The sequence below is a fragment of the Bradyrhizobium sp. UFLA05-108 genome, from assembly GCF_059803455.1.
The window spans coordinates 14373-27842 of sequence record NZ_JBANAZ010000045.1 but is presented as its reverse complement, the minus strand read 5'-3'; the positions used below and the strand labels follow the sequence as shown (position 1 = coordinate 27842).

The 13470-nt window shown below is 57.4% G+C and carries 9 protein-coding genes and 3 pseudogenes; 5 read left to right on the top strand and 7 right to left on the bottom strand.

Features of this window, described 5'->3' with window-relative positions; translation table 11 throughout:
• Positions 1-3: 3 nt before the first annotated feature.
• From SO140_RS28695 to SO140_RS28670, 6 genes and pseudogenes are all read right to left on the bottom strand, one after another.
• Complete coding sequence (locus SO140_RS28695) at positions 4-207, bottom strand: hypothetical protein (RefSeq protein ID WP_498543480.1); 204 nt, start codon at positions 205-207, stop codon at positions 4-6.
• A 1413-nt stretch (positions 208-1620) separates the two neighbouring features.
• Positions 1621-2181 (bottom strand): GNAT family N-acetyltransferase, encoded by a 561-nt coding sequence (locus tag SO140_RS28690; RefSeq protein ID WP_449379886.1) that lies wholly within the window; start codon positions 2179-2181, stop codon positions 1621-1623.
• A gap of 511 nt (positions 2182-2692) precedes the next feature.
• Positions 2693-2832: pseudogene (locus SO140_RS28685) on the bottom strand (cyclic nucleotide-binding domain-containing protein); the annotation flags it as partial.
• A 1034-nt stretch (positions 2833-3866) separates the two neighbouring features.
• Positions 3867-4049, bottom strand: a pseudogene (locus SO140_RS28680) (hypothetical protein); the annotation flags it as partial.
• Positions 4050-4275: 226 nt separating this feature from the next.
• Positions 4276-4494, bottom strand: a pseudogene (locus SO140_RS28675) (transposase); the annotation flags it as partial.
• Positions 4495-4945: 451 nt separating this feature from the next.
• Entirely contained in the window at positions 4946-5194 is a 249-nt protein-coding gene (locus tag SO140_RS28670) for a hypothetical protein (protein ID WP_498543479.1), read from the bottom strand.
• A 351-nt stretch (positions 5195-5545) separates the two neighbouring features.
• On the opposite strand from SO140_RS28670, the gene SO140_RS28665 reads away from it, so the two are divergent.
• Both SO140_RS28665 and SO140_RS28660 read left to right on the top strand, forming a co-directional pair.
• Positions 5546-7186, top strand: a complete 1641-nt coding sequence (locus SO140_RS28665; RefSeq protein ID WP_498543478.1) for a flavin-containing monooxygenase — start codon at positions 5546-5548, stop codon at positions 7184-7186.
• Between the two features lie 83 nt (positions 7187-7269).
• Positions 7270-9687 (top strand): CaiB/BaiF CoA-transferase family protein, encoded by a 2418-nt coding sequence (locus tag SO140_RS28660; RefSeq protein WP_498543511.1) that lies wholly within the window; start codon positions 7270-7272, stop codon positions 9685-9687.
• Positions 9688-10250: 563 nt separating this feature from the next.
• On the opposite strand, the gene SO140_RS28655 is transcribed toward SO140_RS28660, so the two are convergent.
• Positions 10251-10715 carry a hypothetical protein gene (locus SO140_RS28655; RefSeq protein ID WP_498541165.1) on the bottom strand — a complete coding sequence of 155 codons (465 nt, stop codon included), beginning with the start codon at positions 10713-10715 and terminating at the stop codon, positions 10251-10253.
• A 702-nt stretch (positions 10716-11417) separates the two neighbouring features.
• Here SO140_RS28655 and SO140_RS28650 point away from each other — a divergent pair.
• From SO140_RS28650 to SO140_RS28640, 3 genes are all read left to right on the top strand, one after another.
• Complete coding sequence (locus SO140_RS28650; RefSeq protein ID WP_498543477.1) at positions 11418-12200, top strand: outer membrane protein; 783 nt, start codon at positions 11418-11420, stop codon at positions 12198-12200.
• Between the two features lie 406 nt (positions 12201-12606).
• A complete protein-coding gene (locus SO140_RS28645) occupies positions 12607-12906 on the top strand; it encodes a hypothetical protein (RefSeq protein WP_498543476.1) in 300 nt (99 codons plus the stop codon).
• Positions 12907-12935: 29 nt separating this feature from the next.
• Positions 12936-13445, top strand: a complete 510-nt coding sequence (locus SO140_RS28640; protein WP_498543475.1) for a hypothetical protein — start codon at positions 12936-12938, stop codon at positions 13443-13445.
• Positions 13446-13470 lie beyond the last annotated feature (25 nt).

Sequence of the window (13470 nt, the reverse complement as noted above, 5' to 3'; positions counted from 1 at the left end):
CATTTATCCTACGGCGTCATCGGAATAATTAGTGGCAACGTGCTTCACTGCGGGAGCATCCGGCTGGTTGCCTGAAATCCGCGTTATGAAACCTTCGATGAAATCGGCACCGGTGTAGCCGGCTGCCGCGATCGTAAACAGCTGCTCGGGAGAAATAGCCTTGCTGATATCCGTGATGAGGGTGATTGCGGAAAAGGCGCCGGCCACGCCACCAATGCCAAAAGGAAATCAGGAGCCGCACCCCGTTGATGAGTGCGGCCGTCGAGCTAGCATCGTCGGAATAATCATTGAGCTTCTTGATCCCAACGATCGTGCGGGCGCCTTGGCCGAGTGCTCCCAACACGATGCCGAGACTGACTACTTCAAGCCACTGAACCGCATTCATGGTCTAACTCTCTTTCTAAAATTGAGCTAAAGTCGACGCGCGGTTTCAAACAAAAGGGGGGACCGAACTGATTGATGATCCTCCTCAGGCTATAGGGCTCGCTTCGAGCCGGGCTGCTGCCCCGCGACACAGGTCGAACCGGCCGCATCTTTTCTTTCGGCCATTGCGTTCTTCAGTTGAGGCGAGGAGTAGCCGACCTCCGTGCCAGCTGGCGCCTTGAATGCCGCCGCAATTTAGTTTGTGGCGGCCGCTGCTTTCGCCGGTGTTGCATCCACGCCCGTGGCGATCGACAACATTGTTGCGCGCGACCGTCTGGCCCGATGGCAAACCTCTGAATGCCTCGGCGTAGCTCTTCGCATGCGCCTTCATCTCGACAACCTGGTTAGCGATTGGCGTTACCCGCTCGGGCTCGAGAGAGAACCAATCCAGTTGCATCCAGCCAGGCCCACGGCAGCTGTTGTCAAGACTGTCAGCCATCGCCTGCAACCAATAAGCGCGCCTTCGAGACCCCCGCGCCGTTGAGGCAGCAGTTCGAGCCGGTAGACAGCAGGCGAGATACGCCCGTGACGGCAAGTCAATCATCTCACACGCGCCCCCACGTGAAGGAATAAGCAAGCCAAATGCAATGCGTAAAGTATTTGAGGGTCGATCTCCTTCAGCAACTCCCAAACGGGGGGTGCCCGAACATATCCACAGCCGAAAGTTGATCGACAAGATTGTAAAGCGCGCGGTAGCGCTCTCTCAACACCCTCGAAGAAAGTCTTTTGCTTGCGATACAACCCAAGCATCGGCTACGAAAGCGCAAACGAAAGATATGAAATAGGTCTAGTTAACGACTTGGAGTATCCTCTCAAAAGATGTTCGCGGCCGTCTTTAGCCAGGCATTCGGTGCGGGCAAGATGACATCATAGGCTTGCCGGGCCTCCCGCGGATCATGCGTAGCAGCGATGGGCAGGACGATCCGGCACCCGGAGCGGTATTGTTCGCTCGCCGCGAGAGTACTTCGCGAAAGCCAGCTAATTCGCTAAGAATCAGCAATAGTTGAAAATCAGATCGAATTGCGTGTCTCGCGCATCCTATCGCTACGTGACCACCGCAGCTGTCTCGCTGTCGTGGCTTTCGCCTATTCAACGATGCTCACTAGGCTGCTCGAAAAGCGGCGGAGCCAGCCAGCGCCAGTAGTATTGCGTAGTCCAATTGGCCGAAAGAGTGCCCCACGGATTCCAATGCAAGCCCTACAGCAGTTGAATCCGGCTAGAGCGGGATAGTGCGCGTTGCCGCCGAGAGTCTAATCGCGATCGCCCCTTAGGAGCGCCTTGCGTACGCGGGGTACTGAGGCATTGCAGTGGCAGCTTTAGACGTGGGCCGATCTCTGCAAAACCAGCCTTGAAGTACAATGCCAAGCTGGAATTGCGGCTCCACATCGGCTGCCTGGGCGCCGCCAATTCAAGCTGGCCCCAGCCTTTTGCCGCCCCCAAGCGTACGGCAGCCTCAATGAGGCGCATCGCGACCCCAGACGATCGCTGGTCCGGCACCACGTAGAGTTCGGTGATAGTGGCGTAGGTCCCGCGCGCGAAAAGGGCTGCACTTTCCGACAACATAATGACGCCGACCGGGCGGTCCTCCGCGAAAGCTAGAAACCCATAGATACGTTCCTTCATGGCAAGAAGTTCAGCCACAAGCTGGGTATCTGGTTCGGCCAGTACCTGGCCGGCGCCGAGTTCGGCGACTAGGGCAGCAACCATGTGGGTCACCGTTGGGGCGTCGTCGACAGACACTTCGCGCGTGGTCACCATATGTGATCCTCCTCCAAGCTCAAGCAACATGCACCTGGTGCATCGGCGGGCATCGCAACCGGCGCGAGCGCAAAGGACGTTCCACGCTCGACCAGACTGACGAAGATCCGCGCCGCGAACAGCAGCATCGCGCCTTGGCGAAGTTTAGGACGCCGGATGTCCTATAGATCAGCACAAACCCGATGGCGACCAGCGAAAGCAGAGCAGCGGGTCGTTCTGACATCGTCGTCCAATGACTAAATCCTCTCAGACAATCTTCGTATGCGCGAGTCCAAGACAAACTCTTTTTGACAGAGTGGAGATAATCAGCCTTTCGTATTTTTCGAGTAGACGCGTTGATATTTGCGCGCAGAAAAACGACCAACGCGCGCCGGTTGGTGACGAAATCATGCAAGTCGCTGATAACCCAACGCGCGCACTTGCATTTGACACTCGTTGGCTTATGCGCGCTGCGCCCAACCCGTCGTAAACTTCGCTCATCTCGCCCGTTGTAGCCCGGTGCATCTCACCGTTCTCGGGTAAAAATGTCACCGACCAAGTGAAATGCGCCGATCTGGCGCTGACCATCGGAGAGTAGCTTGTAGCTCCGCACCGCACCTCGCTTACGAGATAGACGTACTCGGCAGGCTCCTTTTCGCCGTAGAGTTGCTTCCCCGTTGTTGACGATGGGTTTGAGTCGCTCGCCAAGCGGAAGTGTTTGAGCGAATTTGGGCGAGGCGCGTGGTCTGTGGTGATGCGAACAAACATCAGCCGGCTCCTGAATCAAAAATCAACCCGAACAAAAACTCTCAAAACAGAATTCAGTGTCGCTGGCACGTCTAGCAGCGTTCAGGGACTCTCAGTATGACGGTTGTAGCATTTACACGAATCGTAAGACCGTCAATCTCGCGGTTTTTTGATCTAGATCCGAAGCAGTCTAGGGATAATTGGTTCAATGGCTGGCAGTCCATGGCCTGGCATTCTGCCCAGGTTCACGAACCGAGCGAGGCAAAGTCAACGATTTCCGGCGCGCTGAAGTCCCTTGAGGGAGAAATGCGTCGCCGGTCTGCAGTATGCCGCCGTATCTCGACTTCAACTGGAGTTCCGGTCGCGAGTGAGCGCGACGGGGTTCTTTGAGGTGCGTCAACAAAGGTTCAGGTCGGCGGTTGAGATCGCCTTCACATTGTGAAGACAGAAATGCATTTTCGTACACCACCGATTGCCGCGGTGGCCGTTCTTCGCTTGATACCGATCTCTGCGGAGGCCGGTTCAGAGTGTCCGGTTACGTTTCCAGTCGAGTTGGGGAGTAAACTCTAGCGGCTACTTCAATGTTTCGGCCGGCGGTACATTTATTGCCGCTCAAGCTGGACGGGTGATTGCCGCTTCGACCAATCTCTCAAAAAGCCCGCACATGGGACTCTGAAGAAGCTGAACATATCTACTTACACCTACACCGCCAAAGTGGGCAAGGCCAACGACGCGTTTGCCGTCAGCTTCACGGGAAAGAGCCCTTCGGGTTCGGGAACGTCGGTAATCACCATGAACGCGACAGTTCAGTGAGACGTGGCCGAGGCCGGTTTAATAGGACATACGGGCCAAGACTAGCGTCGGGAGTGACCTACTCCCGGCTCCGCAGGGCAAAAGCCGAAGCGCCGGGCGGCCATCCCGAAGGGGCCGGCCAGCCAGGTGAGTCTCAATCACGGCGTTCGAGCATGCGAGCCTCCATCGCCAACGCCCGCATCAAAGACCCGCACAGCAGGCGGACGCGGACGAATCTGATCGAGTTCGAGTGCTATTCGTTCTGATACGACGCGCTTCTCGCTGCACGTATTGACGAACATTAGGTACTTTTGTCGATTGTCATGAAATCGAAGGTTCTTCTCGGGCTCGACATCTTTGATCACTTGAACCGCAGCGTGCGAAAACTCAGTCCGTGCAACGGATGACACGTCAGTCTCTTTCTCAATGATGGTAGCAATTCTTTCGTGAGGTCACCGAGCCGTCGACAATGCAAAGAGCAGAGAGCCGCCGCACAAGGCCATATCGAAGATCGTGTCCCGTGGCGTGGTGTAGCTGAGTGGGTGTCACCACGTTCGCCGGCATGGGCCGGATCGGTCAGCTGGCGATAGCCGGGAAGCTGACGGCGGGATCATCGCCCAAAGGCGCGATCGTTTCCAGCGTCATGTAGCGGCCGCGCTGGACGGCCCACTCGTCGTTCTGTTCGAGCAGGATGGCGCCGATCAGGCGAATGATGGCGTCCTCGTTGGGGAAGATGCCGACCACTTCGGTCCGCCGCTTAATCTCGCCGTTGACGCGTTCGAGCGGATTGGTAACCGGTATGAGATTTCTCGGTGCCGATGTTCCGCTGCGATATTCAAGATCGTAGCGTATGGTGCGACCATCGGGACAGAGGCACCGGGAGCACGAAGGTGCGGGCAGGCCGATGCATACGATGAGCCGCGAGCTCGAGTTAGTAGCTGGCCGCCTCTGCGACTCGCCCGGTTGCGCTGAGAGCGCGAATCCGTAGTTGTCGTGTCGCCCGTAGCTCCCGTCATGTGTTCTGATTGGCAGGAGGTGCGAATGCGTCCCAGCTCTTGGTTACGCCGCGCTCGACGTGCCAGGTGTCAGAACCATCCTGCCGTAAGATCTCATAAAGTTCCCGAACAGAAGGCTTATACTTCATGGTTGCAATATACGAGGCGACGTTGTCTGCGGAATTGCCGCTCAAATACTGAACGGCTGGGGCCGTTGCGTGCAGCCGGCCGGATTCGTTGGAGATGAGGCCCTACGATTCGAAGAGTCGAACCATGGTGCGCGTTGGCCGCTCGCGGAGAGAGAAATGAAGTCGTAGCTCCTCCTCCGTTACCGGATGACCATCGAGATAAGTAAAGAGATCAAGCCATGAGACTGCGGCGATATAGAGATCAGCGGCATAGGAGCTATCGCGCCACTTGATGATTTGTGCAATATCGGGAGAATAGACAGGGGCGGCTTCAGCGATATCGCCGCGTGACGTCAGTGCAGACGATTGCATTGCCGCAAGTCCTTCTCAGAACGATTTGTATCAATGGATGAGCTATTGCTGAAGCTCGGCGAGCTCTGATGCGATGTTCAGCCAGCAATCAGTGACACATGCCTGTCATCTAAATCAATTGCTAGTGTTGGTAGTTGACCTTTTCCAAATGTTGCATGCCGCACGATGTTGTAGGAGTAGCGGCCCCGACAATCCCATGCCGTGCGATTATTCGTGAGAGGCGTTATCTAAGACGCGGCAATGCGGAGCACTTCTTCACATGCTTAGCGCTGATACGAGCGCGACGCTTACTCTCTGGTACGGTACTTGCTGTTCTCCTCGCTGGGGCCTCAACGGCACGCAGGAGGAGAAATGATCCAGCCCACGGTTAGACCCAATGGTGGTAAGGGCGCGCATGCGACCGCGAAATTCGACGCTGTTGTCATCGGAGCGGGCATTGCGGGCCTTTATCAACTCTACCGTCTGCGAGAGCTCGGGCTGAGCGTCAGGGCGATCGACGCGGCCTCCGGCGTCGGCGGCACTTGGTATTGGAACCGATATCCCGGTGCGCGCGTCGATTCGGAAGGCTACATCTATCAATACCTTTTCTCGGAAAATCTCTATAAAGGATGGAGCTGGAGCGAAAAGTTTCCGAGCCAGCCGGAAATCGAACGCTGGCTGAATTTCGTAGCGGACGAGCTTGATCTGCGTCGAGACATTCAGTTCAACACGACGGTCAAGAGCGCTCATTTCAATGAAACGGTGGAACGATGGGTGGTCACGACCGACAATGGTGATGTGATAGACGCCCAGTTTCTCGTCACTTGTTGTGGCATGCTCTCGGCGCCCCATGTATCCTTCCCGGGGCAGGAGACCTTCAAGCGCCAGGTGTTTCATACGGCGCGATGGCCGCATCAGCTGGTCGATCTCGCTGGCAAGTGTGTGGGCGTGGTTGGTATCGGAGCGACGGGGATCCAAGTTATCCAGACGATCGCGGAAGAGGTTGGCCATCTCAAGGTGTTCGTCCGCACCCCACAATACATCATCCCTATGAAGAACTTCAAGTACGCGGCCGCGGACGTCGATGCCTACAAGTCAAAGTTCAAAGTCCTTGCGGAGCGGCTGCCGCATACCTTCACGGGCTTCGAGTATGACTTCGAATATGCCTGGGCCGATCTACCCCCTCAACAGCGTCGCAAGGTGATAGAGGATTGCTGGAACGACGGTTCTGTAAAGTTGTGGATTTCATCCTTCGTTGAGCTGTTTTTCGATGAAACGATTAACGGGGAGATATCCGAGTTCGTGCGCGCGAAAATGCGCGAGCGCCTTAGGGATCCTAAGCTGTGCGACCTGCTGATTCCAAGCGAATACGGATTCGGCACCCACCGGGTACCTTTGGAGCAGAATTTCCTCGAGGCGTTCAAGCGACCCAATGTGGAGATTGTCAGTGTCAAGACCAACCCAATCGAGCGCATCACGGCCGAAGGCATCCAGACGGCGGATGGCACGGTTCACCCGCTTGACGTTATCATCCTGGCGACCGGATTCGACGCAGGAACTGGCGCTTTGACTCGTATCGACATCCGCGGTCGCGACGGACGATCACTGAAGGAAGAATGGGGCAGAGACATTCGGACCACTATGGGGTTGCAGGTGCACGGCTATCCCAATCTCTTCACGACCGCCGTGCCGCTTGCTCCCTCGGCAGCGCTTTGCAACATGACCACCTGCCTGCAGCAGCAGGTCGAGTGGATAACCGGATGCATCAGCTATCTCCGTGACAAGAACCTGAACGTAATCGAGCCCACCAAAGAGGCGGAAGAAAAATGGGTGGCGCATCATGATGAGACTGCCAATGAGATGTTAGTCGCCAAGACCAATTCTTGGTACTTGGGATCGAACGTCGAAGGGAAACCGCGCCGGGTGCTCTCCTACACCGGCGGGGTAGGCAGCTATCGACAAAAATGCGACGAGGTCGCCGCAAGCGGCTATCAGGGCTTTGCTATGCACTAGCTCCATACTTAAGACGAATCGGATGCGAGCGATTGCGAGAGTTCCCGATTGATGGCCCCTTTATCTGGGAAAATGGAGCCGTGATGGGAGTGCTGTCAGATCTTCGGGTCGTCGAGATTGGCAGTTCGGCGGCAACTAGCTATTGCGCGCGATTGTTGGCCGACTTCGGCGCGGATGTTCAGAAGGTCGAACCGCCGGCGGGCGATCCACTTCGCGACTGTGCGCCGCTCACTCCGATGGGGCAGAGCGCTTGGTTCGCGTTCCTGAACTTCAACAAGTCAAGCACGATCATCGACCCCGCTGCCCCCAATGCGATCGCCCGGCTGACTGCGATGATCGAAAACTGCGATATACTCATTGACGGCAGGGACGTTGATGCAGCGGATTGCCCACCCATTGACATCGCCGCGATCCGCCAGCGGCGATCCAGATTGATCTGCCTCGAGGCGAGCTGGTTCGGCAGCGAGGGTCCTTATGCAGGATTTGCCGCAACCGATGCCACCATCCGCGCGCTCGCCGGCCTCGTCAAGCTGGTCGGACCAGTCGAGGGCCCGCCGTTGCACGCACCAGATTTCCAGACCGGTATCCTCGGCGGTTTGTGGGGGTTCATCGCCGCGGCTTCTTCGGCGGTTGCGCGAACGAAGGGGGAAGCAGGGGCGTCGTGGTCGGTCAGTATCTTCGAATCGAGCCTGGCTCTTAGCGAATATCTCATGTTCGAGGCATCGGCGCGCGGCGAGGTCATGCGCCGGATTGGCGTTAATCGCTTCTGGCCGGTTTTTCCGGGCGGCATTTACGAGACCAGGAAAGGATGGCTCGGTGTGACGACGTTCACACCGGCACAATGGCGCGCATTCTGCGATATGCTCGGCCTGTCCGAACTGCGCGACAATCCGGCTCTGGTCCTCGGCGAAGAGCGATTGAAGCACATTGAGAGGATCGAACAACAGTTCGTGCCGAGGCTGAAAGCGCGGACAGCGCAGGAGTGGTTTGCGGAGGGACGCAAGCGGAAGATCCCGATCGTGCCAGTACCCGATATGTCCGATCTGCTGCGCGATACCGAAAAAAAGGTGCGCGGCGCAACCGTGCCTGTCGTGCTTGGCCAAGAAGAAGGCATGACCGCCGGATCGATGCAGCGGCTCACCATGACGCCGCCGCGACGAGGCGGCAAGGTTCCGGAACCGGGCGAGCAGCAAACTTTTGCGGACATCCCAAAGCAGCGATCCTTGGCTATGTCGCAGACGTCCAGGTGCGTTGATGCCGGACGGCAGCCCTTGCGTGGGATCCGCGTCATTGACTTCACGATGGGCTGGGCAGGTCCGTTGTGCACGCGCACTCTGGCTGATCTTGGTGCAGACGTCATCAAGATCGAGTCCACCAAGTACCCCGATTGGTGGCGCGGTGTTGACCGACGGCCTGCTTACATCGACGCTCAGATGTACGAAAAGACGCCGGCCTTCTGCGTCATGAACCGCAACAAGCGAGGCATCACGCTCGATCTCACGCAGCCCCAAGGACTCGCTCTTGCCAAGCGTCTTCTGGCGGGAGCCGACGTCGTCGTAGACAATTATTCGGTTGACGTGCTGCCAAAGCTCGGGCTTGGCTACGAGGTGCTTCGAACGCTCAATCCTCGGCTTGTCATGTTGTCGATGTCAGCTTTTGGAGCAAACAGCCTCAATCGCGATTGTCGGGCCTACGGCTCGACCCTCGAGCAGGGCTCTGGGCTGCCGATGGTAGTCGGAAATCCGGACGGCCCTCCCGTGATGAGCCACGTTGCCTTTGGGGATGCCGTCGGTGGGTTGAACGGCTGCGCAGCGGTCCTGGTCGCGCTGATTCACGCCCGCGATACCGGGCTAGGACAGTTCATTGACCTGTCGCAAATCGAATGCATGATGCCGTTTGCGGCGCCTTGGATCACCGTTCAATCGATCGGCGGCGTGCCGCCACCTAGGTATGGTACTCGACATCCGCAGTTCGTGCCGCATGGCTGCTTCCGGTGCGCAGGTGAGGACAGCTGGGTCATGGTAGCGGTGAGCGACGAGACCATGTGGCAGAGGCTTGCCATTATCATTGGACGGGCAGACTGGTCGAAAGACGCATCGCTGCAATCTGCGGAAGCGCGCCGCGGCATCGAGGATGAGATAGAGAAGGTCATCGAGGCCTGGACGCTCACCCGCGATGCCGAGCAGGCGATGTCGATGTTGCAGGCGGAAGGAATTGCGGCTGGCGTAGCCCGGCAGCCAACTGACCTGCTTACGGACCCGCATCTCCGGTCGCGTGCATTTCTGCAGAAAGTGGAACGTGCGTTCACTGGCGTGCATCCACAGCCGTCAATGCCGATTTGGGATGGTTCTCGGCCTCTTGCGATCCGCATGGCAGCGCCAACTCTGGGAGAGCACAACAGCGAGATCCTAACAGGACTTCTAGGGCTCTCCGGCACCGAGATCGCGCAATTGGCGTCGAAGGGCATCATCGGGACGTCGATGGTCGCCGTGCGGAGTTAGCAAAAAGCTAACAAGCGTCCTGAACATAACAGTCGACCGCAACGACGCACATTTGCCAACGTCCGCTTTTTTCGTTCGTGGTGGAGGTGCCGATCGGTGAGGGTACCCGCCGGCTTTCTCTAGCTCGCGGAGGACGAGTCGTCCGGTGTCAGATCCGCGACAAATTCGACATTGAGCTCTTCCTAGCGTCGAAGGTCTTGGTCTTCGGCTTTGGAGTTCTTGGTCATTTGCACTCCTGGTTCGATGTGCCGCAAGCGGCAGGACGGCCGGGAGACAAGATAGTTGGATTTCGGTCGTTGCCGACATGCGATTGGTCCGAAGAATATCAGCGTAGAGCGCGCCCGTAATGCGACCACGGGGCTTTGGCTTACCCCGGTAATGCGCACTCGCTCCCGTTTGTCGGACGGTTATAGCCGAGCCGAACGGATGCTGATGGCCTTTCTAGCGTTGGAGGAAGGAAAAATCGGAACGCACAATATTTGCCAGCGTCACGGCCAGCCTTACGCTGCTTCGAGCGAAGAAGCTCTCCATCCCCATGGCCTATTGGTCGGGAAATCCAATCTTCATCGTTCCGGTCGACCTCCTTCAATCCGCAGGGTCGGCAGCTGCCAGGAACCACAATGAAAGTTAATGCCAGCGCCCGCTGGCAAGTTGAGCGTCGTCAAGAGAGGGAAGAGGACTGCAGGCTTGAACAGCTCAGAGCCGACGAAGAGTGGAAGTTCAATATTCGCGAGAAGTTTTGCGGTTTCAATGGAATAGATCACGTCCTGCGAGGCCCGCTGCGTGGCGCCTTTCATCCAGACCTGAAGAAAACGGATCTGATCGGTTGCGGAGTTCGTGGAAGTGACTTTCCCGAAGAGCTCCATCGCCTGTGTTGATTCGGTTTGAATTCGTTCCTGCCAATGACAATAGATATCGAAAGCTCTTTTCGAGAACTCCGTCTGCGTCTCAATGGCTCGCTTGGCAAAGTCCTGAAATGCGCCTGTAGCAATGCCTATGTCATCGTTGAGTCCATCTTCCTTCGTCATCACCATCTCCTGAGTTTTGATTGCTAGCGCCGGCGCTCGAATCGTCCAGGATGAGAAAGGGGGCCGATGGGATGCCCGCGTCGAAACGTGCAGCATGCGCCGCGCGGTGCGCTCTCAGGCCCGTTGCACAGCAGCATGATCGCTCAGCTCGGCGCCGCGCCAAGCACTTCTGCCGATCTGACAGAGGACACCAGAATAGCTTTCGTTCATCAATCGGGCTGGCCTCATCTGGACCCTTGGGAAGACTGTAGGAGCGCACCGGTGCCATCACCTCTAATCCATCCCAGCAATCGCCGTGCCACTAACGAGGTTGCGCGCGTCCCTCTGTGAAGAGAAAATCTCGTGTTTTGCAGCCACCGCTGCTGGAGACCTTCGTCAGGCTCGACATCCATGTCTTCAACCGGACAGAGGTGACGATCCTAAAATGACGCGACCGCCTGGACCGCGATATTCGTACCGATGGGGTACTGCCCAGCTCCCGACCTTTCGGTTCTGCGAACGCCCTTGTGCGGCGCCTGTCTAGGGCAGAACTTCGCCCCCGGGCTTATCGACCTACTCATGAAGTTGCGGGGCTGTTGCGGCAGATTTGATATTGCCTGCGATGCAGTCAACTACCAACCTTGTCAATTGATGGAGAGGACGAACACATGGCTATCGTGACCGATAGACGATCAAGCGAACCACGGAACGGAGCCAAAAAGAATGAAAGAAATGCTGCTGGGCATAGTTGCCCTGATTGCGATGGCCGCTTCAGTCTCCGCCGCTGATCTGACGGTGCGGCCCCACGTCAAAGCGCTCGCAACGGTCACTCGGGTCTACGATTGGACCGGCTTCTACGCCGGCATTGATGGAGGTGGAGGCTCCGCGCATCAGTGCTGGGACGTCGTCAATGCTGGCGGCTTGGTCGTCGCTCCGCCGCTCATCATGGGATGCCATAGTGCGACAGGAGGCACCGCCGGCGGTCAAATCGGCTATCGATGGCAGGCGGCGAACTGGGTGTTCGGCCTTGAGGCGCAGGGCAACTGGGCCGATTTCAAGGGCTCCAACACCAACCTCGCCTTCGCAGGCGTCAAAGATGAATCAAAAATTAATGCATTTGGCCTGTTCACGGGTCAGGTCGGCTATGCCTGGAATAACGTGCTGCTCTATATGAAGGGTGGCGCTGCAGCCGTCCGCGACAAATACCGGGTCTTCGATCTTGCGAGCGAGCTGACAATCGACAATGGCAGCGAAATTCGTTGGGGCGGTGCGGTTGGCGCGGGTGTTGAATTCGGCTTCGCTCCGAATTGGTCTATCGGCGTTGAGTACGACCACTTGTTCATGGGCCGTCGGGATGTCGACTTCTTTTTCTCAAGCGGTTTCACAGGCGCTCCAGCGAGCGCTCGTGCAGGGACCGCCCGCATCGGTCAAGACGTTGACATCGGGTTGGTTCGCGTGAACTACCACTGGAGTGACGGGGCTCGCAATACTGACCTTCGCAAGTAAGGATCGCGCAGCAGCGCCGATGCCACGTGGCGTGTCGTGGAAGCGTCAAACGACCATCTGCCGCAAGAATGGTTTGGCAGTTGCTCGGCCCTTGCTCCACTGCTTACCGTGCAGATCTGCCTGATTGGTCCGCAGTAGTGCGTGCACGCGAGATGCTTCGGCGTATCAACACTAACTATCGAGAGCGCGTACCCTATCCGTTGCCAGCACAAGTCAGATTCGGATCGGCAATCGCTGTTGCGGCTTGGAAGGCAATCATAAGCCAAACATATGCGACACCACCTCAAGCCGTGAGGGAGAATTCCATGACCGACGCTAGTGCGGTCAAATCGCAACTCTCGTCCGACGCGCCGATCGCAGTTCGTCGGTTATTCTTTCTCGAGGTGAGCACCAACCGTATTCAAGGATGAATCCAGATGGTTCCGATCGAAAAGTTATTGTTACGGATTGTCAGCTTCCTGACGGAATCGCCATCGATGTCGGCGCGGGTCACATCTATTGGACCAATATGGGCTCCGGTGTTGCCGTGAACGATGGTTCGATCGAGCGCGCCGATATCGATGGAAGTGCTCGCAAAGTCGTCGTTCCGCGCGGCGCCACATTCACGCCGAAGCAGATTCAGCTCGATCAAAAAGGTGGCAAGCTGTACTGGTCGACCGCGAAGGGATGCGGGTTATGCGGTGTAATCTCGATGGCTCTGCAATAGAGACGCTCATCGAGGCGGGCCGCGGTGACGTGGACCGGCGCGATCCGACCAGATGGTGCATTGGCGTCACCATCGACACCGCGCGTCACCAGATTTACTGGACGCAAAAGGGTCCGGACAATGGCGGCCTGGGCCGAATCTTCCGCGCCAACATCGACATGCCGGAGGATGAGAGCCCAGCAAACCGCTCCGATATCGAGCTATTGTTCGATGGCTTGCCGGAACCAATTCACCTTGAATTCGATCTCGCGCACCGCGTCCTCTACTGGATGGACCGCGGCGACCCTCCGCGAGGCAACACAGCCAGTCGCGCAAGCGTCGACTCGAAGACGGAGCCGGAAATTCTGATCACTCATCTGATGGAGGGAATCGGCATCGCACTCGACGTTCCCGGCAACCAGATGTTCATCACCGACCTCGCCGGCTCGATCTATTCCGCCGATCTTGATGGAGGGAATAAACGCAATGTCCTTTGGTCCCAGGGCAATTTCACGGGCATCGCGTATGCCGAAATCGAACCCAATACGGAAACGGATTGACCAGAACAATGCCGATTTCGACCAA

Coding starts and splice junctions, on each gene's coding strand:
- SO140_RS28655 (WP_498541165.1), bottom strand. CDS start 10,715: ATGACGAAGGAAGATGGACTCAACGATGACATAGGCATTGCTACAGGC.
- SO140_RS28665 (WP_498543478.1), top strand. CDS start 5,546: ATGATCCAGCCCACGGTTAGACCCAATGGTGGTAAGGGCGCGCATGCG.
- SO140_RS28690 (WP_449379886.1), bottom strand. CDS start 2,181: ATGGTGACCACGCGCGAAGTGTCTGTCGACGACGCCCCAACGGTGACC.
- SO140_RS28660 (WP_498543511.1), top strand. CDS start 7,270: ATGGGAGTGCTGTCAGATCTTCGGGTCGTCGAGATTGGCAGTTCGGCG.
- SO140_RS28645 (WP_498543476.1), top strand. CDS start 12,607: ATGAATCCAGATGGTTCCGATCGAAAAGTTATTGTTACGGATTGTCAG.
- SO140_RS28650 (WP_498543477.1), top strand. CDS start 11,418: ATGAAAGAAATGCTGCTGGGCATAGTTGCCCTGATTGCGATGGCCGCT.
- SO140_RS28670 (WP_498543479.1), bottom strand. CDS start 5,194: ATGCAATCGTCTGCACTGACGTCACGCGGCGATATCGCTGAAGCCGCC.